The sequence below is a fragment of the Amycolatopsis orientalis DSM 43388 genome (assembly GCF_000411975.1).
Classification (GTDB): domain Bacteria; phylum Actinomycetota; class Actinomycetes; order Mycobacteriales; family Pseudonocardiaceae; genus Amycolatopsis; species Amycolatopsis orientalis_D.
Genome location: NZ_ASXG01000076.1, coordinates 86,772 through 112,929, shown reverse-complemented (window position 1 = coordinate 112,929; position 26,158 = coordinate 86,772). Strand labels below are relative to the sequence as shown.

Here is a 26,158-nt window from a genome sequence, read left to right as displayed (position 1 = left end):
GGGTCACTCGGAGCCGGAGTGCAGCGTGAGCTGTCGTGCGTGGTGGTCGAAGTGCCGGGTCGGGAACCGGTAGACGTCGGCCAGTGACATGCGGTCGCGGAAGTAGGGGTCCCAGCGGGTCGGAAAGTGCATCGTCCGGGCGAGGGCGGCCTCAGTTTCCCGGTCGAGTCGCTGGTGCAGACGCGCGATCGCGCGGTCTGCGACAGCTGCCATCCCCCGGCGTTTCAGGAGGTTCCCTCCGAGGCGGGAACCGACGTAGTTCACGGCGTCGAAGGGGACGGTCACCGCGTTCAGGGCCTGTGCGTAGCGCTTGCCCACGCTGTCAGGGAGCCGGTCGAACAGCGCGATCAGGTTCCGCAGTGCCCAGACGATCAGGTAGCCGAGCAGCATGTGGAACAGCAGTTCGCGGTTGGTCCAGCGGGTCCCGTTGCTGGCGCGGCGCAGGTCCGCGTCGCTCGCCTGGTCGAGAAGCCGGTGAAACTCGGTGCGAGCACGCTCCATCTCGTCGTGAACGGCCTGCCTGTCCACCCGTCCAGTGTCCGCCTCGCGGGACGGGAAATCCAGCCGGTCAGTTGACGGGGCTGCGGCGTTCGAGGAAGACGGTGTCGTGCCAGGTGTCGTCGCGTTGGGCGATGCGTTCGCGGACGCCGATGGTGCGGTAGCCGGCGGAGTGGTGCAGGGCGAGGCTGGCGCGGTTGTCGGTGAAGATGGAGGTTTGCAGGGTCCAGAGTCCGGCGTCGTCGGCGGCCATGACTTGTTTGCGCAGCAACGCTTTGCCGACGCCGCGGCCGCGGTGGGCTTCGGTGATGTAGACGGAGGTTTCGGCGACGCCGGAGTAGCAGTCGCGGTCGGAGGCGGGGCTGGCGGCGGCCCAGCCGACGACCTGGCCGTCGAGTTCGGCGACCCACCGGTGCCCGGGCAGCCACTTCGCGTCGAGGGCCTTGCGGGCGGGGACGGCGGTCTCGAAGGTCGCGATGCCGGTGGCGATGCCGTCGCCGTAGATCCGCCGCACGGCGGTCCAGTCCCCGGGTTCGAGGGCGCGGACGGTGATGTCGTCGGGCACGTCGTCGGGGCAGCAGGGGCGGGGGCCGAGCATGCCCATGACGGCGTCGGCGGCGTGCGGGAGCCCGGTGCAGCAGGCTTCGTTGACGGTGACGACGGTGGCGGTGCCGACCTTCTCCAGGCGCACGAACCCGACGTCGGCGAGCTTGCGCACGTGATGCGACGTCGTCGACTGGCTGGTGCCGAGGATCTCCGTCAGCGCGCCGACGGTGATGCCGCGCGGGCTGGTCGACACGGCGTGCAGCAGCCGGACGCGGACGGGTTCGGCGAGGCAGGCGAACCACTCGGCGTAGGTGGCGGCGTCGGCGGTCGGCAGCACTTGGGCCTGGGGCAGCGCGATCGGCATGCCGACAGTGTATCGACCACGGTCGATGGTTGCATCCATCGATCGCGGTCGATACAGTTCGCCTCGTTAATCGAACCCGATCGATGAATCAGGGGTGTGGGATGAGCGAGTACCCGGTCGTGGTGGTGGGAGCGGGCCCGGTGGGGCTGGCCGCGGCGGCGCAGCTGCTGGAGCGGGGCCTGGAGCCGCTGGTGCTGGAACGCGGGCCGCGTGCGGGTGCTGCGGTAGCGGCGTGGCATCACGTCCGGTTGTTCTCGGCGTGGTCGGAGCTGGTCGACCCGGCGGGCGGCCGTCTGCTGGAGCCGACCGGGTGGATCCGTCCGGACGGCGCGGAGTACCCGACAGGCCGCGAATGGGCCGAGCGGTACCTGCAGCCGCTGGCCGAGGCGCTGGGGTCGCGGGTGCGGTTCGGCGCCGAGGTGGTCGGGGTCGCGCGGCGGGGCCGGGACCGGGTGGTCGACAGCGGCCGCGAGGGCGAGCCGTTCTCCGTGCACGTGCGCACCGCCGAGGGCGAGCAGCGGCTGCTCGCGTCCGCGGTGGTCGACGCGTCCGGGACGTGGGGCGGCCCGAACCCGCTGGGCGGCGAGGGCCTGCCCGCGATCGGCGAACAGACCGCGGCCGACCGGATCGTCTACCGGGTCCCGGATCTGGGCCACCAGGAAGTGCGGGCCCGCTACGCCGGCAAGCACATCGCGGTGGCGGGCAGCGGGCATTCGGCGCTGACCGCGCTGGTGGCGTTGTCCGGACTGGCGAAGGAAAACCCGGCGACGCGGATCAGCTGGGTGCTGCGCCGCGGCGGGATCGGCACCGCGTTCGGCGGCGGCGACGCCGACCAGCTCCCCGCCCGCGGCGCGCTCGGCACTCGCGCGAAGCAAGCGGTGGAGGCGGGGCTGGTCTCGGTGGTGACCGGGTTCCGCACCGAGACCGTGGAACGCGACGACACCGGCACTTTGACGTTGGTGTCGGCGAACGGGCAGCGGCTGTCCGATGTGGACGGAGTGGTGGCGTTGACCGGGTTCCGCCCGGACCTGGGGTGGCTCTCGGAGATCCGGCTGGAACTCGACGCGACGCTGCAGGCCCCGGTGCGGCTGGCGCCGCTGGTCGACCCGAACGTGCATTCGTGCGGGACCGTCTACCCGCACGGCGCGAAGGAACTCGCGCACCCGGAGACCGGGTTCTACCTGGCCGGGACGAAAAGCTACGGGCGCGCGCCGACGTTCCTGGCGATGACCGGCTACGAGCAGGTCCGCAGCATCGCCGCCGCCCTCGCCGGCGACCACGACGCTGCCGGACAGGTCGAGCTGGTCCTGGCCGAGACCGGCGTGTGCGGCGGCGCGGGACTGTTCGACGACCCCGGCACGACCGCAGCGTCGGACGGGTGTTGCGGTCCGGCGGAGCCGGAAGTGCTGACGCTGGCCGCGCCGTCGCGCTCCGGGAACTGACCAGCGTGAGCCGCACGGCGACGGCGCGGTCCGCGGCACTGCCGGTGTCCGGGCTGCGCCGCGTGCTGGCCGTTCTCTGTCTCACCGAGATCACGAGCTGGGGCGTGCTCTACTACGCGTTCCCCGTGCTGGCCCCGGACATCAGCCGCGACACCGGCTGGCCCGCGGCCGCGGTGACCGCCGCCCTCTCCGGCGCGCAGCTGGTGTCCGCCGTCGCCGGAATCGGGGTGGGCCGGTGGCTGGACCGCCACGGCCCCCGCGTCCTGATGACCGTCGGCTCGCTGCTGGCGGTCCCGGCAGTCGTGCTGGTCGCGACCGCGCAGAACCTCGCGTGGTTCCTCGTGGCGTGGGCGCTGGCCGGGGTGGCGATGAGCGCGACGCTGTACCCGCCCGCGTTCGCCGCGCTGACCCGCTGGCACGGCCCGCGCCGTGTCCCGGCGCTCACCACGCTCACCCTGGTGGCGGGGCTGGCCAGCACCGTGTTCGCGCCGTTGACCGCGCTGCTGGCCGCGCACCTGGACTGGCGGCACACCTACCTGGTGCTGCTGGCGATCCTCGCCGCGATCACGATTCCCGGGCACTGGTTCGGGCTGCGCGGGCCGTGGCCGCCCGCCGAACCCGCGCCGCACGAGGCAGTGCACGGGGACCCGGCGCGGATCGCGCGCAGCGGCGCGTTCCGGCTCTTGGTGGCGGCGTTGAGCCTGGCGACGTTCTCCGTGTTCGCCGTTGTGGTGAACCTGGTGCCGCTGCTGCTCGAACGCGGGATCGACCCGGGCACGGCCGCGGTCGCGCTCGGCCTCGGCGGCGCCGGACAGGTCCTCGGCCGGCTCGGCTACGCCGCGCTCGCCCGCCGCACCGGCGTCCGCGCCCGCACCGCCGCGATTCTCGCCGCGACGTCGCTGACCACCGTCCTGCTCAGCCTGCTCACCACCACCGTCGCGCTGATCGCCGCTTCGGTCGTGGCGGGGATGGCGCGCGGGGTCTTCACCCTGCTGCAGGCCACCGCGATCACCGACCGCTGGGGCCCGGCGCACTACGGCCGCCTCAACGGACTGCTCTCCGCGCCGATGACCGTCACCATGGCGCTCGCCCCGTTCGCCGGGTCCGCCCTCGCCGCCGCGTTCGGCAGCTACCGCCCCGCCTTCCTCGCCCTCGCCGCGGTCAACCTCGCCGCCGCAGCCCTCGCCCTGACCGTCACCCCGACCCGGAGCACACCATGACCAAAGACCCGCACGCGATCGTCCTCGGCGGCGGCCAGTCCGGCCTCGCCGCCGCCCACGCCCTCCTGACGAGGGGCCTGCGCCCACTCGTGCTGGAAGCAGGGCCCGAACCGGTCGGATCCTGGCCGCACTACTACGACAGCCTCACCCTGTTCTCCCCGGCCCGCTACAGCAGCCTGCCCGGCTGCCCCTTCCCCGGCGACCCCGAGCACTACCCGCACCGCGACGAAGTCGTCGCCTACCTCCGCCGCTACGCCGCCGCACTCGACGCCGACATCCGCACCCGCCACCGCGCCGTCGCCGTCACCCGCGACCGCGACGGGTTCACCGTCCGCACCGGGCACGGCGACACCTTCGCCGCGCCCGCGCTCATCGCCGCCACCGGCGGATTCAGCCAGCCCCGCATTCCCGCCCTGCCCGGACTCGACGAGTTCGCCGGGACCGTTGTGCACTCCAGCGAATACCGCAACCCCGCGCCGTTCGCCGGGCAGCGGGTCATCGTCGTCGGCGCCGGGAACTCCGCTGTGCAGATCGCCGCCGAACTCGCCGAACACGCCCGCGTCACCCTCGCCACCCGCGCCCCGATCCGCTTCGCCCCGCAACGACCGTTCGGCCGCGACGCGCACTGGTGGACCGCCGCGCTGGGCCTGGACCACCTTCCCGTCGGGCACCTCCTGTCCGCCCCGCCCGCGACACCCGTGGCCGACCCTGGCCGCTACCAGGCCGCGGTCGCCGCCGGGCGGCCCGACCGGCGGCCGATGTTCACCCGCCTCGACGGCGACAGCGTGCACTGGCCCAACGGCACGAGCGAACCCGCCGACACGATCGTTCTCGCGACCGGGTTCCGGCCTGGACTGTCCTATCTGGACGGAACTGGGGCGTTGCGGGACGGGATCCCGTTGCAGAGGAAGGGGTTGTCCACGACCGTGCCCGGGCTCGGCTATGTCGGGCTGGAGTGGCAGCGCAGCTTCGCCTCCGCCACCCTGCGCGGCGTCGGCCGCGACGCCGCCTACCTCGTCGACCGGCTGATCGGCACCCCGGTGTCGGCCGGGCGGCGGTGCTGCCAGCCGGTCAGCTGAGCCTGGCCTTCAGCAGCCGGAGCGATTCCGGTAACTGATTCCTGTCGGTGCTCGATGACATGCTTGCCGCGGAAGGTGCTGACGAACAGGGGCGCGCGATGAGCAACGACCACACCGTGCCGCAGATGTACCTGCGGCGGTTCGGCTGGCAGCGGAAACCCGGCAGCCGCGAGTGGTTCATCTCCACCCGCAACATCGACTGCCTCGACCAGCCGTTCGGATCGAACATCCGGAAGGTCGCCGCGGTGGGCGACTTCTACGGCGAACGGGCCGAGAAGCTGCTGTGCAACCCGAAAAGCAGGCGGTGCCCGCGTTCGACACGATGCTCGAAGACCCCCGGGGCGCACTGCCCGGGCCGGGCCGGTGGCCGTTGCCGGCCAACGAGCGTGCCGCGCTGGCGTGGTGGATCGCCTCGCAGATCGTGCGGACCGTCCGCCAGCGGAAACGTCTGCAACACCTCGCCGGCGACGGAACCGGCCAGCTGGCGCTGCCCCAGTCGATCAGGTCAGCGGCGGGCCGCGACGAGCAGCTCCGGTTCATGGGAGAACAGCTCGCCCGGCTGAGCTGGGTGATCTTCGATCGGCCGTGGGGCCTCGGGTTCAGCGACCTGTGCCTGTGGACCGGCGACGTGCCTGTCGTCGTCCTGAACGCCCAGGACGCCCAGAACCAGCTGCTGGCGACCGCGTACTGCGACGTCATCCTGCCGCTCGACCCGCACCGCTTCCTGCTGCTGCCCGGCCACCGCGCGAGAAAGGAAGACCCCCGGAAGCGGGTCGACCACCGGTTCAAAATGGAGGGCGGCACGGGACAGATCGTCAGCCAGATGATCTTCGACGCCGCCGACTCCCAGGTGTTCTGCCACCGTGACCACGACCCGACCCCGCACTTGCGGCTGACCGGGCCACGGCTGCCGACGCCCTGGACCGGAGACAGTCACGGGGGCCCGACCTGGATCGTCGAATACGCGAGCATGAATCCGGGCTGGACCGTCGAGCGGCGCTGGCTCAGCGAGCACCCGCCGCCACGAGATTCGTCGCCCGCAGCGTGATTCTCCTTCCACGGCTCGGAGTTCGTGCTCAAGCAGTTTCCCCGAAGGACTGAGACTCCCGTCCCTGACCACGATGCCGTAGAACCGACACCGCGGCACCAGGCCGGCGGCGCTGCTGCCAGCCGGTCAGCTGAGCGGCACCGCCAGCAGCCCGGACAACGCGGACATGGCTTCCTCGCGGGTCCGGTAGCGGATCGAGGTGCCGCGGCGTTCTGTCTCGACCAGTCCGGCCTCGCGCAGCACCTTCAAGTGGTGCGAGATCGTCGGCCCGGTCACCGCGAACGCCGCTGCCAACTCCCCGGCCGAGGTGTCCCCACCCGCGCAGATCAGCGACAGCAGCCGCAGCCGCACCGGATCGGCCAGCGCCCTGAACCCGGCCGCGAACTGCCCGGCGTCCTCGGCAGACAGCGGCTCCTGCACAAGCGGTGCGCAGCACGCCGCGGTGGACGCGGGTGTCGGGTCGGGCATGGCGTGATCGTCGCAGGCACTCCCGGCGGCCGGGCCGACGGGTCAGGCCCGGGGCGGTCTCCCGGCCCAGGCGAGCGCGGCGAGCGCCAATGCCGTGCAGGCGGCGACGTAGCCGTGTCGACGCGCTCAGCAAGACCGCGAGCGGAGAGGTTGACAGCGATTTAGCAGTTTAGTTAGCTTCTAAGCATGCCGACTACGGCGCTCAGCGAACTGCTCAACCGCCGTCTCGAACTCGCTGGCTTGTCCCAGAAGGAACTCGCGGAGAAGGTTGCCGTCACGCCCGGCCGCATATCGCAGATCATGGGAGGGGAGCGTCCCGGCGAATCGCTCCTAGAAAAGATCTGCGAGGTGCTGCACATCCCCGAGGAGATGCTGCTAAACGCGGAGATCAGGCAGATCGTGCCCGGGGTTGCCCTCGACCCGTTCGAGCAGATGGTGCTGGGCCTCAACGACCTCTCGGACGAGCAGCAAGACGGCCTGCTCGCGGTCTACGCGTCCTACACCGGACGGTCTTCCCTGCGCAACGCTGCGACCTACCGGAAGGTTCGCGACAGTTCGGGCGGCGACGACGGATGACCTGATCGCGTTCCGCCGGAAACGACCGTGCTCGCGCATGGTGGATGTCAAGGCAGGTCAGGAACCAGCTCGCCCGTCCGGATCGGCCTGCCGGGCGATCTCGGAGACGGCGGCGCGTGCGGTCGGGCCGACGGCGGCGAGAGTGGCCGATCCGGGGCCGGTCCAGTCGCCGTAGCCGAGCAGATGCAGCCGCGGTTCGTCGACAGCGCGGGTTCCCTCGGTGCGGATCGCTCCGCCCGCAGTACGCAGCCCTAGCGAGGCGAGGTGTCCCAGCGTGGGCCGGAACCCGGTGCACCACACCACCGCGTCGACGGAGAGGCGGCTGCCGTCGCTCCACATCGGACCGTCCGCGGCCAGGCGCGCGAACATCGGCCGGTGAGTGAGCAGCCCGGCGTCGCGGGCGACGCGGACCGGCGGCACGGCGACGATGTCGCCGAGGCTCCCGACCCCGCCCGGATCGGCCTGGCCGGCGGCGAGCGCGCGGGCGCGGCGGCTGGCCAGGTCGAACAGGGCTCGGCCGTCGACGTCGTCGGGCAGGAACCGCGGCGGCCGCCGCGTCACCCACGTCACCGTCGCGACCGGGGCGAGGTCGGCGGCGATCTGCGCGCCGGAGTTCCCGCCCCCGACCACCACGACGCGCTGCCCGGCGAACGCGGCCGGACCGTCGTAGTCGACGGTGTGCAGCTGCCGTCCGCCGAACTCGCCGGAGACCAGCGACAGGAACGGCCGCCACCAGGTGCCGGTCGCGGAGATCACCGCCGCCGCGTCCCAGGAGGTCGTGTCGGTGGCGACCCGCAGCCCGCCGCGGTCGCGGACCACGCTGGTCACGGTCTCGCCGCGCACGATCGGCAGGGCGTAGCGCTTTTCGTAGGCGGCGAGGTAGTCGACCACGTGCGGCGCGGTCGGGTACCCCTCGCCGGGGTAGGGCGGCATCGGCCAGCCGGGCAGGGCGCTGTAGCGGGCCGGGGAGAACAGCCTCAGCGACTCCCACCCGTGCCGCCCGGATCGGGCTGCGCGTCGAGGATGACGAAGTCCAGGCCGGCGCGGCGCAGGTAGAACCCAGCGGCGAGCCCGGCCTGCCCGCCGCCGACCACTGCTACCTGGGTGCGGTTCACGTCCGGGATGCGTTGGTGCGCCAGCGTTTGCGCAGCCACAGGCTCACGTACACGAGCGCGACCAGCACCGGGACCTCGATCAGCGGCCCGACCACGCCGGCGAGGGCTTGGCCGGAGGTCACGCCGAACACGCCGATCGCGACGGCGATGGCGAGTTCGAAGTTGTTGCCCGCCGCGGTGAACGCCAAGGTCGTGGTCCGCGCATAGGACAGGCCCGACGCTTTGCCGAGCAGGTAGCCGCCACCCCACATCAGCGCGAAATAGGCCAGCAGGGGCAGGGCGATCCGGGCGACGTCGAGCGGACGGGAGGTGATGTTGTCGCCCTGCAGCGCGAACAGCACCACGATCGTGAACAGCAGCCCGTACAGCGCGACCGGCCCGATCTTCGGCAGGAACTTGCTTTCGTACCAGTCGCGGCCGCGGGTGCGTTCGCCGATGCGCCGCGACAAATACCCGGCCACGAGCGGGATGCCGAGGAAGATGACCACCGACAGCGCGATCTCCCACGGGGAGAAGGAAACGCTCGTGGTGTCGAGGCCGAGCCAGCCGGGCAGCAGCTCGAGGTAGAACCAGCCCAGCACCCCGAACATGATCACCTGGAACACCGAGTTCAAAGCGACCAGCACGGCGGCGGCCTCGCGGTCGCCGCAGGCCAGGTCGTTCCAGATGATCACCATCGCGATGCAGCGGGCGAGCCCGACGATGATCAGCCCGGTGCGGTACTCGGGCAGGTCCGGCAGCAGCAGCCAGGCCAGGGCGAACATCAGCGCCGGGCCGACGATCCAGTTCAGCATCAGCGACAGCACCATCGTGCGCGTGTCCCGGGTGACGGTGTCGAGCTTGTCGTAGCGGACCTTCGCCAGCACCGGGTACATCATCAGCAGCAGCCCGAGCGCGATCGGCAGCGACACCTGCCCGATCTTCACCGCGTCCAGCACGGACTGCAGGCCGGGCACGACGCTGCCCAGGCCGAGCCCGGCGGCCATCGCCACGATGATCCACACCGGCAGGAACCGGTCCAGGAACGAGAGCTTGTGCAGGACGTCGCCATCGGCCGGGGCGGTGTCGTCGGCGGTCTGTGTCACGATTCTCCTTGCGGCAGAACAGGTGTGAAGGAATCAGGCGTCGAGCAGTTCGGCGAGCAGGCCGCGGACCCGGCGGTCGATCTCGTCGCGGATCGGGCGCACCGCCTCCACGCCCCTCCCGGCCGGGTCGTCCAGCGCCCAGTCGAGGTAGCGCTTGCCCGGAAACACCGGACAGGTGTCGCCGCAGCCCATCGTGATCACCACGTCCGACGCCTCGACGTCGGCGGTGGAGAGCTTCGTCGGGATCTCCGCGGTGATGTCCAGGCCCCACTCGGCCAACGCCCGCGCGGCGGCCGGGTTCACCTGCTCCGCCGGCTCCGACCCTGCCGAGCGGACCGCGACCCGGCCCAGGCCGTGGTGCGCCAGCAGCGCCGCGGCCATCTGGGAACGGCCGGCGTTGTGCACGCACACGAACAGCACTTCCGGAACACGCGACACTAGGATTCCTTTCTCGGCAACGGAAAAATCACGGAGTCAGCTCGTCGAGCAGGCCGCGGACGCGGGCGTCCATATCGTCGCGGATGCGCCGCACCGCCGCCGGCGGCTGCCCGTCCGGGTCCGGCACCGCCCAGTCCAGATAGCGGCGGCCGGGGAACACCGGGCACGCGTCACCGCAGCCCATCGTCACCACCACGTCCGCCGCCCGCACCACCTCGTCGGTCAACGGCTTCGGATACGCCGACGTCAGCGACACGCCCAGCTCCGCCAGCGCCGCGGTGACCGTCTCCGGGATCTCCCGCGTCGGCCGCGACCCGGCCGAGCGCACCGCCACCCGGCCGAACGCGTGATGGTCCAGCAGCGCCGCCGCCATCTGCGACCGGCCCGCGTTGTGCACGCACACGAACAGCACCTGCGGCACCTCCACCCGCAACAGCCCCGACGCCCGGCCCCGGTCCAGCAGCCGCTCGCGCGCGAACCGCGCCGTCAGCGCCGGCAAATGCGTGCGCACCGTCGCCGACTCCGACAACAGCGCGTACGACTCGCGCACGAACCGCGCCACCGCCTCCCGCTCGAACGTCCCGCGGAACCGGTCCGCCAGCTCGTCCACGATCCGCTCGACCTGCGCGTCCGCGTCATGCACGGGCAAGCCGCCAGCAGGCAGCACCATCACCCACACCCCTTGGATCGACTTCTCTCAATCCAAGTGAACTCGATTGCATCGAACTTTGTCAATCCAGCAGGTATGGTCGACTACGGCACACGAACCGACGGGAGGACCCATGGCGGGCGAACACCGGCACAACCGCACCCCGGTCCCGGTCACCCTGCTGCTGGCCGAACCCGCCGCGGCCGTCACCGACACCGACGCCCACCAGGCCGCGGCCCTGTTCAAAGCCCTCGCCGACCCGCTGCGCATCCGGCTCGTGTCCCTCATCCGCTACTCGCCCGGCGGCGAAGCCTGCTTCTGCGACCTCGCCGAGGAATTCGCCATGCCGCAGCCCACCCTCAGCCACCACCTGCGCGTCCTCGTCTCCGCCGGACTGCTCACCCGCGAACGCCGCGGCACCTGGAGCTGGTACCGCCTCGTCCCCGAACCCCTGGAGACCCTCCGGGCACTGCTGGACACCGGCGGCCCGCTCGTCGACCAGATCGCGCCCGTCGCGGATACCGATCGCAACAAACGGTGCTGATCACCTCTCGCTGTCAATGCCCGTGGTCATCCTCCTGACATCGGCTCGTCGCCTTGCAGGCCAAGAGTCATGGCGCAACTGTTGCCGGTCGCGGCACGCGTGCCTCGGTGTACGACTGCGATTCCGGCGATCGCGAGCAACGCCCCTGCTGGTGCGCTGGCACGGAGTGCGGTGACGACTCCGCTTTCGGGCGCCAGCAACAGGATCGCAGCACCGGCCAGGACGACGTGCTGCCAGAGCTGAGCCAGGCTGAATGCCATCAGAACGGCCCGCGGCACCCGCCAAGGCGACCCGATCAGTGTCCGTCGGCGTCCGACGCGTACACCTTCGCCGCGTACTCCTCGAGCACCCGCTCACACCGTTCCAGCGCCCGGAGCGTCTCGGCGCGGCCAGGCGCGGCGAGGACGTCCCGTTCGGTGACCTTCGCCAGCCAGTTCCGCAGCTTGGTCAGGTCTTCCTCGTTCTCCTCGAGTTCCGCGTAGGTGAAGTGCTCGGCGGCGGTTTCCTTCTCGATTTCGGCCAGGAAGTCCTGGCACTTGTCGACGATTTCCTCGTACTCGTCGTCGCGAGCGGCCTGGAAGGTGGCGACGATGTCCGCCTGCCCGACGAGCGCGGTGCTCGTGAGCAGCTGCGCCGTTCCGCCCATTTCCACGATCTCGTGGCGCAGCTTCCGCAGCGCGCGTTCCGCTGCCGGTGCGGCCGGGAGAGTGGCGACGGAGTTCTGGAGATAGACGGCGCCGAGTCCTTTGAGGCGGCGCCACACCGTGGCTCGCAGGCGAGTCGGTTCCGGCGGGACCCGGTAGATCAGCAGCAGCCAGCCACGGGGGGCGTTCGTCTTCTGGTCGGGCACGGGCTCAGTCTGCCCGATCGTGCCGTCGCGTGCTGATGCGTAACGGCGGTTACTTTGCTACCGTAACGCGGTCGTCTTGAGGCGGTGGCGCGGTATGGCCGATAAGGCTCGCGGGCGGCGGTTGTCCGCCGGGTTGAAGTTCGTGCTGATGGTCGGCGTGATGAGCTTCTTCGCCGACTTCACCTACGAGTCGTCGCGCGCGGTCATCGGGCCTTTCCTCGGGCTGCTCGGGGCCGGTGCGCTGGCGATCGCAGTGGTCACCGGGTTCGGCGAGCTGCTCGGGTACGGGCTGCGGGTGGTGTCCGGTCGCGGGGCGGACCGCACCGGCCGGTACTGGCCGATCACGATCAGCGGGTACGTGTTGCAGATGTCGGTGGTCCCGTTGCTGGCACTGGCCGGAAGCTGGCAGGTCGCCGCGCTGCTGGTGATCCTCGAACGGGTCGGCAAGGCGATCCGCAATCCGCCGCGGGACGCGATGCTGTCCCATGCCGCGAAGCAGATCGGGTACGGCTGGGGTTTCGGCGTGCACGAGGCGCTCGACCAGTTCGGGGCCATGTTCGGGCCGCTGCTGATCGCGTTGGTGCTGGCGAGCAGCCGGCACGACTACCGGCTCGCGTTCGCCGTCCTCGCCGTGCCCGCCGCGATCATGCTCTGTCTGCTGGGCGTAGCGCGGCTGGTCTACCCGCGCCCGCAGGACCTGGAGCCCTCGACGGCCCCGGTGCAGGCGCACGGGTTCCCGCGGCGGTTCTGGCTGTATCTGGCCGCCGCGGCGCTGGTCGCGGCGGGCTTCGCCGACTTTCCCGTGATCGCGTTCCACTTCCAGCAGGCAGGCGCCGTGTCCGCCGACCTGACGCCGATCTTCTACGCCGTCGCGATGGCGGTCAGCGGCGCGGGATCACTGCTGTTCGGGCGGCTGTTCGACCGCTTCGGGATCGGCCTGCTCATCCCGCTGACCGTGGTCGCCGCGGCCTACGCGCCGCTGGCGTTCCTCGGCGGCTTCTGGCCCGCGCTGATCGGCATGTGCTTGTGGGGGCTGGGAATGGGCGTGCACGAATCGATCATCCCGGCCGCGGTGGCCCCGATGGTCCCGGCCGACCGGCGGGCCTCGGCCTACGGTCTGTTCACCGGCGTCTACGGCGTCGCGTGGTTCGCTGGCAGCGCGGCCATCGGTGCGCTGTTCAGCGTGTCCCTCACGATTGTGGTGCTGTTCTCGGTCGTGGCGCAGCTCGCCGCCGTCCCGCTGCTGATCCTCGTGCGCCGCAGGCACGAAGCATCGGACGGAACTTCGTCTGCGCCGCCTCGGCCAGCGCCGGGTTGAGTTCGACCTGGTGCTCGCCGGCCGGAGTGCGCACCGTCAGCCTTTCGCCGCTCGCGTCGAGGCCGGCGATGTGTTCCCGGGCGACAGCAAGGAGATTCACCCCGTGCCGCAGCGGCGCCCGGCCGGTCACGTGCCGCAGCACCACCAATTCGTACCGGGTCAGCACCACCTGCGCGGCGGGCCGGGTCCGCCGGTGCCGCCACCACCGGCCGCGAACCGATTCCGCGGCCGCCGACAGGCACCGCGGCGGCCGGGGGTCGCCGAGGCCGACCAGCAGCGAGTACGGAAGCTCCTCCCACTGGACGTGCTCGCCGGTGGCGGACATCGTCGACGCCCCGGTGCTCGCGAGCGCGTGGGCCCGCAGCCGGGTCAGCAGGTCGCCGACAGCGGGCCACGCGGGCGAGCGGTAGTGGATCGTCAGCTGGGTGCGGGCTCCGGTCAGTACCAGGCAGCCGTGTTCGCCCGCCAGCAGGTGCTCGGCGGCGACCAGCTCGGCGTAGGGGATCACGCCCACCACGCGGGGGTAGGGCAGATCGTCCACCCACTGCGCCACCCCGCGCGGGCCCATGCCCACGACCTGGTCCGGGACGCAGACCAGCCCGTCGGCCGCCGGTCGCGTCGCGGACGGCAGCACCAGCAGGTCGCCCGGGCGCGGCGGGCCGACGAGATCGGCGAGGTCCTCGGCCGCGTCCACCGGGAGAAACCGCGCGGACGACGGCCGGAAGGACCGCGCCGGGCCGCCGCCGAGCTCGGCGAGGTCGCGTTCGACCGGGATCTCCCACGGAGCGCACGGCGCGTCGAGGGAACTCACCGGCACCGCCCGTTTCGCGAACATCCCGACTCCTTCGCCAGCCCTCTCATGATAAGCCCGCGAGCACGCGAACAGATTCGCCGAACGTGTCCGCTTCGGCGACCGAGCCTCCGGCGCGCACGACGGTCCGCTTTCCCGTTCGCGACAGACCCATCCGACAACCCGCCCGCCGACCGCGACGACGTGGATGACCGGGCTCTCCGGGGAACCACCGGGTGCTGGCCACCGCCTGGTGCGCGCGAGCCGTTCGGCGGCCTCGTCCTGGGGGACGCGCCATTTTTCGCGGAGGCGGTGCGCTCTGCTCCGCGGGCTACCGGCGGCTGAGTGCCGTATGAAGCAGGCGCGGGGTGCGGCGAACTTCGTCACAGGGTCCCGCCCGTCCAGCCGGACGACGCGAGGAAGACCGGATGCCGTGGATTTGCCAGATGAACCAGTGCGACCGTGCTGGGTGCCTCCCCCGCGAAGGAGCCGCTGTGTGCCGTCGTGGCCGCCGACCTCGACTACGTCGACCGTCTGCTGTGGACGCTGCGGCACCCGCTGCCGGAGCGGCGGATCATCGCCGCCGAAATTCTGGGCGCCCGCAAGGAACACCGTGCTCTCGGCCCGCTGCGCACGCTGCTCGTCGAAGGACCCGACCCGTACCTGGCCACCGCCGTCTTGCAGGCGCTGGTCCGCATCGGCGGAGTCGGCGCGCACCGCGATCTGCTCGACAGTTACGCCTCCTGTGGCCCCGCACCCGCGAGACGGGCGGCGCTGAGCCTGCTGGGCCGTCCGCTGCCCGGATGACCGCCGGGTCGAGATCCGTTCGGCGCCGAGCCCGGAAGGAGACTCGGTCAGCGGTAACCCGTATTGCCGGGTTCAGCCCACCAGGGCGTGCAAGACGGTGTATCCGATCAGCGCCGCGCCCAGCCCGGCGATCACGCTGATGATCACGTTCATCGCGGCGTAGAAGTACAGTTTTTGCTCCAGCAGCCGCACCGTTTCGTAGCTGAAGGTGCTGTAGGTGGTGAGGGCGCCGCAGAAGCCGGTGCCGATCAGCGCCAGCAGCGGTGCGGGCAGCGCGGTTCCGGCTCCGGCGAGCCCGCCCAGGATCAGGCAGCCGGCGAGGTTGACGCTGAACGTGCCCCACGGGAACAGGCTGTCGTGCCGGTTCTGCACCGTGCGGTCGGTCAGGTAACGCAGCGGCGCGCCGACCATCGCGCCGACGAACACGAGCACGGCGGTCATGGGCGGCGGACTCCGTCGGTGCTCAGCACTTCGACCTCGTCCAGCAGGACGGCGCCCTCGCTGATCAGCTCGTCCAGTTCGGGCAGGAACGCGCGGATCTTGTCTTCCCGGTCGACGATCAGGATCGTGATCGGGAGGTCTTCGGACATGCTCAGCAGCCGGGTGGTGTGGATCATCGCGTGGATCCCGTAGCCCTCGCAGCCGCGCAGCACGGTGGCGCCGGCCAATCCGGCGTCCCGGGCGCGTTCGATGATCACCCGGTGCAGCGGCTTGTGGTGCCGGACGTCGTCCTCGCCGATGAAGATCGACATGCGCAGGGCGTATCCCGTGAGCTGCATGATCAGACCCTTTCTTCGGGTTGGCGGACGAGACTGGTCACGGTCCGGGTGAGCCAGACGGCGGCGATCACCGCGAGCAGCGCGCAGAGCAAAGTTCCCGCCAGGTAAGCGAAAGCGAGCCCGACGGTGTCCGGCTGCAGCAAGCCGCGCGTCTCCACCGCGTAGGTGGAGAAGGTCGTGAATCCGCCGAGCACGCCGACGCCGAGGAAGGGCCGCACGAGCCGGTGCGCGGGCCACACCTCGGTGATGAGCACCATGAGAACGCCGATCAGGAAGCAGCCGGCGACGTTCGTGCCGAAGGTGGCCCACGGGAAGCGGCCGGGCGCAGTGGGCAGCAGCGTGGCCAGGCCGTAGCGGGCCAGTGCCCCGAGACCACCGCCGACCGCGATGAGGACGAGCACCAATCCGTGCGTGCGGAAGAGTTCCCGGCGCTGTGCCGGTACTTGGAGATCGACATCCGGGTCGATCGGGTCGGTCACGTCGACCTCATTGCTCACGCACGCCTCCTGCTTGTCCTGGGCACGACACTGGTCAAGCAGGGACTGTTGGCGGCGGGCAGAGCCGCGGTTCTTCCGGGCTGACCCCGAAGCGGCGAGCCCCACCGCCGCAGCTCCAGTCTAGCCGAGCCGGCGTCCGCGGGCCCGCGGGCTGTGCCGGGTTTCACCCGCGTCAGCTCACGGACCACCAATGCGACTGCTTCGGCGCGGATTCGGTGTAGCGGATCGTTTCCACTTCGTCGACCACGATCAGGCCGCTGATTTCGAGGTCGTCCAATTCGGACAGGAACGCCCGGATCTTCTCTTCGGAGTCCACGATCAGCACCAGCAGCGGCAGGTGCTCGCTCAGCCGGAACACGTGCTGGGTGTGGATCCGCGACGACACGCCGTAACCCTCGAAGCCGCGCAGGACGCTCGCGCCCGCGAGACCGGCCTTGTGCGCCCGGTGCACGATTTCCACGTATGTCGGCTTGTGGTGCCAGATGTCGCCGTCGCCGAGGAAGATCGACAGTCGCAGCGCCCTTTTGGTGATCTTCACAGCGGTCCTCCTGGTCCGGCGCGGCAAGCATCGGCCAGGAAGCCATCAGCCTCGGCGGAGGCGGTTCGGGCACACACGAGCCCCGGCGGGATCCATCGCCGCGTCCAGTACAACCGCTCGGGGACCCGGCGGTCAAGAACCCATCCGGGTCCGCGGCGGCGCACGGGCTTGCGCGACGTCGCCGTGGTGGTCACACTGGGAACACAGGCGATGGGGCTCGCCTTAACCGCGGATCCTCCGCTAATGGCCTCTACCGCACCACCTTCGTGTTCGCACGCTGGCAGGCCGGTAGAGGAGGTCCGGGTGGACGAGGATTCCGAAGGCTCCGCAGTCCCCGATCATCAGCTCGCTCCCCGGCTCGGGGAGCGATCGTGAACCCGCCGGTGCCGATCCCGCTCGTGCAGCTGGCGCAGGCGCTGACTGTGCTGGTCGCCGCGCCCGGGGTGTCCGGCGTGATCGCGCGGGTGGAATCGCGGCTGCAGGGACGGCGCGGCACCCGCTTGCTCCAGCCGTACTACGACCTGGGCAAACTGTTCCGCAAGGAATCCCTGGCTCCGAACGGAGCGAGCTGGGTCTTCCTGGTCGCCCCGATCGGCGCGATGGCGTGCTACCTGACCGTGCCGCTGCTGATCCCGGTGCTCACCACGTTCCCGTTGCCGCTGGGGTACATGGGCGACATCCTCGGCGGCGGGTTCGTGCTGGCGCTCGCCAGCTTCGCGGTCGCGGTGGCCGCTGCCGAAACCGGTTCGCCCTACGCGCAATTGGGAGCCAGCCGGACCAAAACCTTCGGCGCGATCACCGAACCGGTGGTGTTGTTCGTGGTCTTCACCGTCGCGCTGGTGACCGGAACCGACCTTCCGTACGCGCTGGCCGAAACCGTCCGGTCCTCGGCCGAGCAGATCGTGCGTCCGGCGCACCTGCTCGCCGCGGCCGCGCTGCTGCTGGTGATCCTGGCCGAAACCGGCAGGATCCCGGTAGAAACGCACACCGGGACCAACGAGTTCGGCATGATCGAGGAAGCCCGGGCGTTCGAGCACTCCGGCCCGTACCTGGCGATGCTGCGCTGGGGATCGGCGATGAAGCAGCTGATCCTCTTCACCATCCTGATCAACGTGTTCATCGCCCCGTGGGGGCTGGCCGCCACGCCCGGGATCGGGAACGTGGCGCTCGCGATCGCGGCGCTGCTGGGCAAATGCGCGGTGCTCGGCGTCCTGATCGCGGTGATCGACAACTCGTTCGCGAAGCTGCGGCTGTTCAAGATCACCGAGTTCGTCGCGGCGGCGTTCCTGCTCGCGGTGCTGGCCGTGTTCACCCTCTACTTCGGAGGCGGCTGATGAACGTCCTGGCCGCGGACCCCGCCGCCGTCGCGCCTCCCGGAGTGTATGCCGGGGTGGCGAACGGGCTGGCGGTGCTGGTGCTGCTCACCGAGTTCGCGATGCTGCGGACCGCGTTGCTGCGCGCGCAAGTCCGGGTGTATGCCGCGCAGTCGCTGCTGGTGTCCCTGCTCGCGGTGGTCGTCGCGGTCGTGCGGGACGTGCCGGAGCTGTACGCCCTGGCGGCGTTGTCCTTGGCGCTCAAGGTGATCGTCGTGCCGTGGCTGGTGCTGCGGATGCTGCGCAGGGCGGGCACCGAAATCGCCGGCAGCGGCGCGCTCGGCGTGGCCAGCGAGGTGCTGCTGGCGGTCGCGGTGGCGGCGTTCGGGTTCTTCGCGACCGGGCGCTTCCAAGTCACCAGCCCCGCGCTCCCGGAAACCGCGCTCGCGCTGTCGGTCGCGGTGATCCTGGTGGCGTTCGTGCTGATGATCGTGCGCCGTGACGTGGTCTCGCAGGCGATCGGGTTTTTCTCGCTGGAGAACGGAGTTTCCCTGGCCAGTCTCGTGGTCGCTGCCGGGATGCCGTTGATCCTCGAGGTGGCGTTCCTGTTCGACCTGCTGGTCGCGGTGGTCGTGTTCGGGGTGCTCATGCAGGTCCACCACCGCCGATCGGAATCGCTGTCCACCCGCGACCTCACGAAGCTGAGGGGGTGAGGCTATGCCGGTCGTCCTCGTCCTGCTGACCGCTCTCCCGCTGGTGTCCGCCCTTGGCGCGCTCCCGGCCCGCGTCCGGGCGAGCGAGACGCTGAGCCTGCTCACCGCGCTGGCCAGCCTCGGCCTCGCCGTCGTGCTGGTGCCCGCGGTCGTGCGCGGGCCGGTGCAGTTCGGGATCCTCCGGGCCGACGCGGTGTCGGTCGTGTTCCTGCTCGGCACCACCTTCCTCTACGCCGCGACCGCGGTGTACTCGATCGGCTATCTCCAGTCCGAACGCGACCGTCCGGGATTCGCCCGCTACGCCCGGAGATTCCACATCGGACTGAACCTGTTCGCCTGGTCGATGATGTGCGCGCCGCTCATGGACGGCCTCGCGCTGCTGTGGATCGCGGTCGAGATCACCACCGTCGTGTCGGCGCTGCTGGTGGCGCTGGACGACACCGGCAACGCCGCCGAAGCCGCGTGGAAGTACGTGCTGCTCGCCTCCGCCGGTCTCGGCATCGGGCTGCTCGCCACGATTGTCATGTACTACGCCGGATCCACCGTCCTCGGCTCGTCCTACGACGTCGCGTTCGCGCCTCTGCTCACCGCCGGGAAAACCTTGCCGCACACCGCCGTTCAGCTGGCGTTCGTGCTCGCCGTCGTCGGGTTCGGCACCAAGGTCGGGCTCTTCCCGGTGCACACCTGGCTGCCGGACGCGCATTCCGAGGCGCCGACGCCGGTCTCGGCGATGCTGTCCGGCTCGCTGCTCGCGGTGAGCTTCTACGCGGTGCTGCGCTATTACCAGGTCGCCAGCGGCACGCTCGGCTCCGGCTTCCCCCGAACGGTGCTGCTCGTGTTCGGCGTCCTCACCCTGCTGCTGGCCGCGCTGTACCTGCTGGAGCAACGCGATCTCAAGCGGCTGCTGGCCTACTCCAGCGTCGAGCACATGGGCATTCTCACGATCGGCATCGGGCTCGGCGCGCCCTTGGCGCTCGCCGGAGTCCTGCTGCACGTGGTCGCCCACGCCGCGGCGAAAGGCAACGCCTTCTTCGGCGCCGGGGTGCTGGTCCGCAAGTACGGCACCAAGGACACCGGCACCATCCGGTCCTGTTTGGACACTTTGCCGTGGACGGCGCCGCTGTTCCTGTTCGCGATACTGGCGTTGTCGGCGATGCCGCCGTTCGGGCTGTTCCGCAGCGAGTTCCAGATCGTCGCCGGCGGGCTCGCCAGCGCCCACGACACGGTCACCGTGGTCCTCGTCATGCTGGTCACGCTGGCTTTCCTCGGGCTGTCGGTGGCGACCACGCGGATGCTCTTCGTCCGCGGCGGCGCCGATGTCCCGGTGCGCGGGGAGCCGAGTGCCTGGATGGTCGCGCCGATGGTGGCCGGGCTGGTGGTGCTGATCGTGCTCGGCGTGCACCCGCCAGCGGACTTCGCCGATCTCCTGGCCCGCGGAGTGGCCGAGCTGGGAGGCGGGACATGAGCCGGGAGGAGATCTTCGCCCGGATCGGCGACGGGGCGCGGTTCGCCGCCCTGATCGGCGACGGCGACGTCACCGAAGGCGTGACCCTGCACGTGCTGCTGGCCCGGCCGGGCGGCATCGACGTCGTAGACCTGCGGCTCCCGCCCGGCACCGGCGCTTATCCCGCGCTGACGCCGAGGATTCCCTCCGCGTTCTGGTACGAGCGCAAGCTGCACGACTTGTTCGGCGTGGTCCCGCAGGGCCATCCGCGGCTCGACCCGCTCGTGCTGCCGCACCCGGACGACAACGAACCCCTGCCCAGCGCCGGCGCCGCGTTCCACCCGTCCCACGTCGAGCCGGACGAGCGCGCGCTGCCCAGCCACGTGATGGGCACCGGCCTGTTCAGCCTCCCGCACGGTCCCGTCCGCTCCGGGGTGTTCGAATCGGTGGAGTACGTCGTCGAGACCCCGGGCGAGGACATCCCGCACGTGAACGTCCGCCCGCACTTCAAACACCGCGGCCTGGAAGTGCGCTTCGAAGGAATGGCCCCGAATCGCGCGGTTCTGCTGGCCGAACGGGTCGAGGGAATCGCCTCCGTCGCGCATGCCCTCGCGTTCTGCCACGCCGTCGAGGAACTCGCCGATGCGCAGCCGCCGCTGACCGCACAGCTGGTGCGCGCGCTGCACGCGGAACTCGAACGCATCGCCAACCACCTCGACGTCGCCATGAAACTCGCCGACGCCGCCGGCCTCGCGGTCGCCGTCGCCCGCTTCGGCTGGCACAAGGAGCGCACGCTGCGGCTGGTGTCCGCGTTGTGCGGCAACCGATTCGGCCGCGGTGTCGTGATTCCCGGCGGAGTGCGCGCGCTTCCGATGCTCGGCCGTGAAGACCTCCGGTCCCGAATGGACGCTCTCCGCCGCGCCGTCGCCGCCGACGCCGAGGCGTTGATGCAGACCGCGTCGTTCCTCGACCGGCTGCGCGGAACCGGGCCGCTGGACGAGGATTTCGCCCTGGAGCACGGTCTGCTCGGCCCGGTCGGACGGGCCGGCGGCACCGGCGACGACACGCGGTGGCACCGGCCCTACGACGCCTACCCCAAGCTCAGCCGCACGCCCGGGTCCCGTCGCAGCGACGGCGACGCGATGGCCCGGCTGCGGGTGCGCTGGGACGAGGTCGCCGAGTCGTTCGACCTGCTCGCCCAGATCGTCGAACTGCTCGGCGACCGGCCCGACGAGACGCTGGCCGCCCCGATCGGCCCGGTCGCCGGTCAGGCAGTCGGCTGGGCCGAAGCACCCCAGGGCGAAGTGCTGTACTTCCTCGACGCCGAGCGCGACGGGCGGCTGCGGCGATGCGCGCCGAGGTCAGCGTCGTTCCACAACCTCGCCGTGTTCTCCCAGGCCTTCCACGGCGACATCCTGACCGATTTCCCGTTCATCGAGGCCAGTTTCGGCCTCTCCATAGCCGGGGTGGCGATGTAGATGCCTTGGGTCTTCCGCGGCTTGCGCGACGGGATCGTCACGACCGGACACCCCCGGCGGCCCGACGCCGACGACGTCCGCTCGATCGCCCGCCCGGCCGGCGGAACCGCCTCGGAGCCGGGGCTGGACGAGCTGTGTCCCACCGGCGCGATCCAGGATGACCACGGCCGCGTCCGGCTCGACCAGGGCCGGTGCATCGGGTGCGGCGCCTGTGTCGCCGCCCGGCCCGACCGGTTCGCCTGGCAGGACGGCAACGACGTCGCCCGGCTCTCCCGGGAAGCCCTCGTGGTGCCCGAGCTGGCCGAGACCGATGCCGAACTGCGCCGTCTTCGTGCCGCGTTGTCCCGGCGCACCAGGGCATTCCGCCGGTCCGTCCACATCAGACACGTCGACGCCGGCTCGGACGGCGCCGAGGAATGGGAAGTCCTCGCCTTGCTCAACCCGGTCTACGACGTGCACCGGCTGGGGATCTTCTTCACCGCCAGCCCCCGCCACGCCGACCTCCTGCTCGTCACCGGCGCCGGAACGCACGGGATGGCCGCGCCGCTGGCCCGCACGCTGGAGGCGATGCCGCGTCCGCTTGCGGTCATCGCCGCGGGCGCCGACGCGATCAGCGGCGGCCTGGTCTCTCCCTCCTACGCCACTGCCGGCGGCATCGGCGACCTGCTCCCGGTCGACGTGTGGGTGCCGGGGTCGCCGCCGAGCCCGTTCCGGCTGCTGCACGCGATCCTGCTGGCCACCGGCCGGCTGACCGGGACGAGGCGAACGCGATGACGGCCGTCCTGATCGCCGCGCTCGGCCTGCTCGGCCTCGCGCTGCTGGCCGATCTGGTGCTCGGCGTCCGGCACGCCTGGGCCCGCCCCCTGCCTTACCTGCTCGGCGCCGCGGCCGCGACCCTGCTGACCATCGTCGGCGCCGCCGGGCTCGCGGGGCAGCCGATCCGGCTGAGCCTCGACGCGTTCCTCGGCTTCGGCGCGGCCGACCTGACCGTCGACCGGCTCTCCGCGCTGTTCCTCGTGATCAGCTTCTCCGTCGCCGTCCCGGTCTCGCTGGCGTGCGCGGCCTGGGCCCTCCGGCCGCACCGCGTCCGGGCAAGGGGCCTCGGCTGCGCCTATGCGCTCACCTTCGCGTCAATCGCGGTCATCGTCACCGCCGACCACGTGTTCGTGTTCCTGTTCGCCTGGGAGACGCTGACCGTCGCGTTCTATCTCATGACCGCGCACCAGCGCGGCTGCACCGCGACGCCGGCGATCGTCACCATCGCACTCGGCAAGGTCAGCGGGGCGGCACTGCTGGTCGGCCTGCTGCTGCTCGCCGCCCAAAGCAGTAGCTTCTCCTTCCCCAGCTTCGCGGCGCTGCCGCACACCGGTGTCCGCGACGCGGCCTATGCCTTGCTGGTGCTCGGTTTCGCGGTCAAGATCGGGCTGGTCCCGGTGCACGTGTGGATGCCGCGCGGCTACCGCGCCGCACCGGGGCCGTTGCGCGCGGTCATGGCCGGCGTCGCGGTGAACGTCGGGTTCTACGGCCTCTGGCGGACCCTCGCGCTCCTGCACCAGCCGCCGCCCTGGCTCGCCGTCGTCGTGCTCCTGCTGGGCGGCGCGACCGCGCTGCTGGGCATCGCGCACGCCACCGTGCAGACCGATCTCGCCGAGGTGGTCGCCTACTCCAGCGTGGAGAACGCCGGGCTCATCACGGTCGGCTACGCGGTCGCGATGATCGGCGCCGCCGCCTCGATGCCGCCGCTGATCGCGGTCGGGCTGCTCGCCGCCACCCTGCAAACGATCGCGCACGCACTGGCCAAATCGTTGTTGTTCACCGCCACGGCCGGGATCGAGGACGCGACCGGCACGACCGAACTCGACGATTTGCGCGGGGTCGGGCACCGTCTGCGGTTCTCCGGCACGGGGCTGGCGATCGGCGCGCTCACCCTCGCCGGGCTGCCGCTGACCGCCGGGTTCGTGTCCGAGTGGTTCCTGCTGGAGGCGCTGATGCAGCAGTTCCGCCTCGGCGCGCTCGGCTACACCCTGCCGCTCGCCGTCACCGGCGCGCTGGTCGCGCTCACCGCGGGCTTCGCCGCCGTCGCTTTCGTGCGCATCGTCGGGCTCACCGTGCTCGGCCCCCGCGGACCGCGCGACGCGGAGCTGGCCCGGGACACCGGCCCGCTCGGCAAGCTCGCCCTCGCCGTCCTAGGGGTCGGCTGCGTCGCCGTCGCCGCCGTCGCGCCCCTCCAGGTGCGGGTCATCGCCGCCGGGCTCGGCCCGATCGTGCCCCGCGAGGCCACCGGGTCCGCGATCAAGGGGCCCTGGGTGCTGCAACCGGTGTTCCCCGGCTTCTCCATCCTCTCCCCGTCCTGGCTCGCCGTGGTGCTGCCCGCGCTCCTGGCCGGAGCCGGACTCCTGTGCCTGGTGTTCGCGCGGGGCCGCATGTTCGCCGTCCGCCGGGTGCCCGCGTGGCGTTCGGCGACCGGCGGGGTCGAAGGCGAGAACCAGTACAAACCCTTCGCGTTCACCAATCCGACGCGCAAGGTGCTGGCGAACGTGCTGCTGACCCGCGCCGAACTGCGCACGGTCGAACGCCGAAGCGGCGGGCGGGACGACGACCCGCGCCCGGACGCCGCCGGCGCCCACCTCGGCTACACCTCCGACGTCGTGGAAGCCGTCGAACAGTTCCTCTACCGGCCGCTGCTGCGCCCGCTGCGCGCCGCCGTCCGCACCGCCAAACGCCTCCAGAACGGACGGCTCGACGCCTACGTCGGCTACCTGCTGATCGCCTTCGTCGCCGTGCTCGCCCTCGTGCTCATCCTCGCCTGACCAGAAAGGACACCCCGTGCACTGCCTCGACTGCTCTCTCGCCGATGAAACGCGCCCCGCCGTGGGAATCTGCACCTCCTGCGGCGCCGCGGTCTGCCGCGACTGCGTCCGCGTCGGCCACAACTCCGTCCCGCACTCCACCGGCTTCAGCTCCGCAGACCTGGCCTTCACCGAAATCCGGCAGTTGGCCTGCCTGCCTTGTGCCACCGCGTTGTCCGCCCGGCACGCCCGCGAGTACGGCTTCGCGCCGCCGACTCTCCCGCCCGTCGAAACGCAGTAGACTCCGCCACGCGCATCAGCGCCCGGCGGTGGGGCTCGCCGGACCCAACCGCGGCCGTGCGCCGCCAACAGCCCCTGCCTGGTCCGACGATCGCTGCGATCACACAGGCAGGGAGGCCACGGGTGGCAACTCTGGTCATGCTCCGCGGTTTTGCGCCCCTCTGCTACGACGTGTAGCCGGCCATGGCACTGCGCGACCACGAACAACAGCAGCTCGACGAGATCGAGCGCGAGCTTGTCCGGGAAAGCCCGCGACTGGCCCGGCGCTTCGCCGCGTTTCACCCGGTGCGGCTGTCCACGCTCGCCGCTGCCGCCGCGGGTCTGCTCGCCCTGCTGTCCACCGGGCTGGTGATCACGGTCGTCGGGATCGGCATGGGCTCCCCCGGGCCGATCGTGGTGGGCGCGCTGCTCATCGCATTGGTCCCGGCGACGCTCATCCGGCACTTCACCCGCGGCTGGAAGCAAGGCGGCGGTTAGGTCTGGAAAATAACGACAGTTAGCATCCCCAAGATCGGCACCCCTGCCGCCGCACGCTAGCCTGACCGCTTCCCTGAACCGGCGACCTGCGAGGACGGCAGCCAGTGAGCATGATCGACATCGGTCAGGCGATCGCGCAGTGCTGGTCGCCGGCCGCGATCTCGCACCTCAACCAGGAGCGATGCCGCCTGCCGAGGCCGCGCGCCTGCCGGCAGGCGACCGCCCGGACCCCATCCCGCTACGATGACGAGAATCTACAACCATGTAGATGAAGACGGAGGAGTCCGCCCCCCGTCGCAAGCACCAGCCCACCGCTCGCCACTGCCCAGAAAGACCACCTGCCATGGCTCCCAGTTCCCCCTTCCGGCTCGACTTCGACGGCTCGACCGTCGACGGCTCGTGGTTCACCGCGGTGACCGACTTCGCGCGGCACACCGCCTGGCTCAACGCTCCCGCCGAAGCCTGGACCCAGTACGGACTGGGGGTCTTCGCCGTGCTGATGATCGTGGGCTGGTGGCAGGCCCGGCGCGCGGACGCGGCCACGATGACCGCCGCCCTCGTCGCCCCCGTCTGCGTCCTGGTTGCCTTCGTCGTCGCCGAGGTCGTCAAGTCCGGCGTCGCCGAACTGCGGCCCTGCCGTTCCCTGCCGAACGCGTTCATCGTCGAAGCCTGCCCCGCACTCGACGACTACGCCTTTCCCAGCGGCCACTCCACGGTCGCCGCCGCCACCGTCGCGGCCCTGTATCTGGTCAGCCGCCGGCTCTGCGCCATCGCCGCCTTGTTCGCCCTCGCGGAAGGAGCCTCCCGCGTCTACGTCGGCGCGCACTACCCGCACGACGTCGCCGGCTCGTTCGTCGTCGGTCTCCTCGTCGCCCTCGCCGCCAGCGTCGTCCTGCGCCGGGTGGCCTCCGGGTATGTCGAGACCCTGCGCACCGGACGCCTCCGGCCGCTCCTGGCGGTCAGCTGACCGATTCCCATCGGCTCGGCACAGAT

30 protein-coding genes and 1 riboswitch are annotated in these 26,158 nt (G+C 71.2%); of the genes, 17 read left to right on the top strand and 13 right to left on the bottom strand.

The genetic code is table 11. From position 1 onward, the window contains the following. Positions 1 to 3: 3 nt before the first annotated feature. Positions 4 to 528: a DinB family protein gene (locus tag L942_RS13955; protein ID WP_037359912.1), complete on the bottom strand. Its 525-nt coding sequence runs from the start codon at positions 526 to 528 to the stop codon at positions 4 to 6. A gap of 40 nt (positions 529 to 568) precedes the next feature. Further along, positions 569 to 1,408: a helix-turn-helix domain-containing GNAT family N-acetyltransferase gene (locus tag L942_RS13950; RefSeq protein ID WP_235079088.1), complete on the bottom strand. Its 840-nt coding sequence runs from the start codon at positions 1,406 to 1,408 to the stop codon at positions 569 to 571. A gap of 101 nt (positions 1,409 to 1,509) precedes the next feature. Between L942_RS13950 and L942_RS13945 the strand changes: the two genes are divergently transcribed. From L942_RS13945 to L942_RS13930, 4 genes are all read left to right on the top strand, one after another. Then, positions 1,510 to 2,850: an FAD-dependent oxidoreductase gene (locus tag L942_RS13945; RefSeq protein WP_037359908.1), complete on the top strand. Its 1,341-nt coding sequence runs from the start codon at positions 1,510 to 1,512 to the stop codon at positions 2,848 to 2,850. A gap of 5 nt (positions 2,851 to 2,855) precedes the next feature. Continuing rightward, complete coding sequence (locus L942_RS13940; RefSeq protein WP_200862803.1) at positions 2,856 to 4,070, top strand: MFS transporter; 1,215 nt, start codon at positions 2,856 to 2,858, stop codon at positions 4,068 to 4,070. Next, entirely contained in the window at positions 4,067 to 5,149 is a 1,083-nt protein-coding gene (locus L942_RS13935; protein WP_037359906.1) for a flavin-containing monooxygenase, read from the top strand. Before L942_RS13940 ends, L942_RS13935 begins: the two co-directional genes overlap by 4 nt. A 283-nt stretch (positions 5,150 to 5,432) precedes the next feature. Next, a complete protein-coding gene (locus L942_RS13930) occupies positions 5,433 to 6,197 on the top strand; it encodes a DUF4238 domain-containing protein (protein WP_037359904.1) in 765 nt (254 codons plus the stop codon). A gap of 126 nt (positions 6,198 to 6,323) precedes the next feature. Here L942_RS13930 and L942_RS13925 read toward each other — a convergent pair whose 3' ends face one another. Beyond that, positions 6,324 to 6,665, bottom strand: a complete 342-nt coding sequence (locus L942_RS13925; RefSeq protein WP_037359903.1) for a metalloregulator ArsR/SmtB family transcription factor — start codon at positions 6,663 to 6,665, stop codon at positions 6,324 to 6,326. A gap of 186 nt (positions 6,666 to 6,851) precedes the next feature. Here L942_RS13925 and L942_RS13920 point away from each other — a divergent pair, with 186 nt between their 5' ends. Continuing rightward, positions 6,852 to 7,241 (top strand): helix-turn-helix domain-containing protein, encoded by a 390-nt coding sequence (locus tag L942_RS13920; protein WP_037359901.1) that lies wholly within the window; start codon positions 6,852 to 6,854, stop codon positions 7,239 to 7,241. A 57-nt stretch (positions 7,242 to 7,298) separates the two neighbouring features. Here L942_RS13920 and L942_RS13915 read toward each other — a convergent pair whose 3' ends face one another. Genes L942_RS13915 through L942_RS45360 form a run of 5 tightly spaced genes read right to left on the bottom strand, consistent with a single transcriptional unit; the run spans position 7,299 to position 10,549 of the window. Beyond that, positions 7,299 to 8,189: an NAD(P)-binding domain-containing protein gene (locus L942_RS13915; protein WP_235079104.1), complete on the bottom strand. Its 891-nt coding sequence runs from the start codon at positions 8,187 to 8,189 to the stop codon at positions 7,299 to 7,301. 29 nt (positions 8,190 to 8,218) lie between these two features. After that, positions 8,219 to 8,356: an FAD-dependent oxidoreductase gene (locus L942_RS45365; protein ID WP_235079086.1), complete on the bottom strand. Its 138-nt coding sequence runs from the start codon at positions 8,354 to 8,356 to the stop codon at positions 8,219 to 8,221. Continuing rightward, entirely contained in the window at positions 8,353 to 9,441 is a 1,089-nt protein-coding gene (gene arsB, locus L942_RS13910; protein ID WP_037359899.1) for an ACR3 family arsenite efflux transporter, read from the bottom strand. Before arsB ends, L942_RS45365 begins: the two co-directional genes overlap by 4 nt. Before the next feature lie 33 nt (positions 9,442 to 9,474). Beyond that, positions 9,475 to 9,879 carry an arsenate reductase ArsC gene (locus tag L942_RS13905; RefSeq protein ID WP_037359896.1) on the bottom strand — a complete coding sequence of 135 codons (405 nt, stop codon included), beginning with the start codon at positions 9,877 to 9,879 and terminating at the stop codon, positions 9,475 to 9,477. Positions 9,880 to 9,907: 28 nt separating this feature from the next. After that, entirely contained in the window at positions 9,908 to 10,549 is a 642-nt protein-coding gene (locus L942_RS45360) for an arsenate reductase ArsC (RefSeq protein ID WP_051165952.1), read from the bottom strand. A gap of 112 nt (positions 10,550 to 10,661) precedes the next feature. On the opposite strand from L942_RS45360, the gene L942_RS13895 reads away from it, so the two are divergent. After that, the gene (locus L942_RS13895; protein ID WP_063695767.1) at positions 10,662 to 11,072 is read left to right on the top strand and encodes an ArsR/SmtB family transcription factor; all 411 of its coding nucleotides are present in this window, start codon (positions 10,662 to 10,664) and stop codon (positions 11,070 to 11,072) included. A gap of 295 nt (positions 11,073 to 11,367) precedes the next feature. Here the strand turns inward: L942_RS13895 and L942_RS13890 are convergent, their stop codons facing one another. Next, positions 11,368 to 11,922 (bottom strand): Chromate resistance protein ChrB, encoded by a 555-nt coding sequence (locus L942_RS13890; protein ID WP_037359894.1) that lies wholly within the window; start codon positions 11,920 to 11,922, stop codon positions 11,368 to 11,370. A gap of 94 nt (positions 11,923 to 12,016) precedes the next feature. On the opposite strand from L942_RS13890, the gene L942_RS13885 reads away from it, so the two are divergent. Then, positions 12,017 to 13,240: an MFS transporter gene (locus tag L942_RS13885; protein WP_051165938.1), complete on the top strand. Its 1,224-nt coding sequence runs from the start codon at positions 12,017 to 12,019 to the stop codon at positions 13,238 to 13,240. A gap of 1,252 nt (positions 13,241 to 14,492) precedes the next feature. Next, positions 14,493 to 14,837 carry a HEAT repeat domain-containing protein gene (locus L942_RS13875; RefSeq protein WP_081655056.1) on the top strand — a complete coding sequence of 115 codons (345 nt, stop codon included), beginning with the start codon at positions 14,493 to 14,495 and terminating at the stop codon, positions 14,835 to 14,837. Between the two features lie 72 nt (positions 14,838 to 14,909). Here the strand turns inward: L942_RS13875 and crcB (L942_RS13870) are convergent, their stop codons facing one another. The 4 genes from crcB (L942_RS13870) to L942_RS13855 form a co-directional block, all read right to left on the bottom strand. Beyond that, positions 14,910 to 15,278 carry a fluoride efflux transporter CrcB gene (crcB, locus tag L942_RS13870; protein ID WP_037359887.1) on the bottom strand — a complete coding sequence of 123 codons (369 nt, stop codon included), beginning with the start codon at positions 15,276 to 15,278 and terminating at the stop codon, positions 14,910 to 14,912. Next, positions 15,275 to 15,616, bottom strand: a complete 342-nt coding sequence (locus tag L942_RS13865) for a DUF190 domain-containing protein (RefSeq protein WP_037359885.1) — start codon at positions 15,614 to 15,616, stop codon at positions 15,275 to 15,277. The genes crcB (L942_RS13870) and L942_RS13865 overlap by 4 nt, the downstream gene beginning before the upstream one ends. Positions 15,617 to 15,618: 2 nt before the next feature. Beyond that, entirely contained in the window at positions 15,619 to 16,113 is a 495-nt protein-coding gene (gene crcB / locus L942_RS13860) for a fluoride efflux transporter CrcB (RefSeq protein WP_308196523.1), read from the bottom strand. Between the two features lie 172 nt (positions 16,114 to 16,285). After that, the gene (locus L942_RS13855) at positions 16,286 to 16,651 is read right to left on the bottom strand and encodes a DUF190 domain-containing protein (RefSeq protein WP_037359883.1); all 366 of its coding nucleotides are present in this window, start codon (positions 16,649 to 16,651) and stop codon (positions 16,286 to 16,288) included. Positions 16,652 to 16,848: 197 nt separating this feature from the next. Beyond that, a riboswitch (Fluoride riboswitch) is annotated at positions 16,849 to 16,911 on the top strand. 111 nt (positions 16,912 to 17,022) lie between these two features. Here L942_RS13855 and L942_RS13850 point away from each other — a divergent pair. The 9 genes from L942_RS13850 (at position 17,023) to L942_RS46165 (ending at position 26,132) form a co-directional block, all read left to right on the top strand. Then, on the top strand, positions 17,023 to 17,985 hold the full coding sequence (locus L942_RS13850; protein ID WP_037359881.1) for a respiratory chain complex I subunit 1 family protein: 963 nt from the start codon (positions 17,023 to 17,025) through the stop codon (positions 17,983 to 17,985). Continuing rightward, positions 17,985 to 18,677 (top strand): hydrogenase, encoded by a 693-nt coding sequence (locus tag L942_RS13845; protein ID WP_037359879.1) that lies wholly within the window; start codon positions 17,985 to 17,987, stop codon positions 18,675 to 18,677. Before L942_RS13850 ends, L942_RS13845 begins: the two co-directional genes overlap by 1 nt. Positions 18,678 to 18,681: 4 nt before the next feature. After that, entirely contained in the window at positions 18,682 to 20,142 is a 1,461-nt protein-coding gene (locus L942_RS13840; protein WP_037359876.1) for a proton-conducting transporter transmembrane domain-containing protein, read from the top strand. Beyond that, positions 20,139 to 21,599 (top strand): hydrogenase large subunit, encoded by a 1,461-nt coding sequence (locus L942_RS13835; protein WP_037359874.1) that lies wholly within the window; start codon positions 20,139 to 20,141, stop codon positions 21,597 to 21,599. Before L942_RS13840 ends, L942_RS13835 begins: the two co-directional genes overlap by 4 nt. Continuing rightward, positions 21,600 to 22,373, top strand: coding sequence for a ferredoxin (locus tag L942_RS13830; RefSeq protein ID WP_037359872.1), 774 nt, complete (start codon positions 21,600 to 21,602; stop codon positions 22,371 to 22,373). It begins immediately after the preceding gene. After that, a complete protein-coding gene (locus L942_RS13825; protein WP_051165937.1) occupies positions 22,370 to 24,409 on the top strand; it encodes a proton-conducting transporter transmembrane domain-containing protein in 2,040 nt (679 codons plus the stop codon). Before L942_RS13830 ends, L942_RS13825 begins: the two co-directional genes overlap by 4 nt. A 61-nt stretch (positions 24,410 to 24,470) precedes the next feature. Then, on the top strand, positions 24,471 to 24,689 hold the full coding sequence (locus L942_RS13820; RefSeq protein WP_037359870.1) for a hypothetical protein: 219 nt from the start codon (positions 24,471 to 24,473) through the stop codon (positions 24,687 to 24,689). A gap of 182 nt (positions 24,690 to 24,871) precedes the next feature. Beyond that, entirely contained in the window at positions 24,872 to 25,165 is a 294-nt protein-coding gene (locus tag L942_RS13815; RefSeq protein WP_037359868.1) for a DUF3040 domain-containing protein, read from the top strand. Positions 25,166 to 25,433: 268 nt separating this feature from the next. Continuing rightward, positions 25,434 to 26,132, top strand: coding sequence for a phosphatase PAP2 family protein (locus L942_RS46165; RefSeq protein WP_200862808.1), 699 nt, complete (start codon positions 25,434 to 25,436; stop codon positions 26,130 to 26,132). Positions 26,133 to 26,158 lie beyond the last annotated feature (26 nt).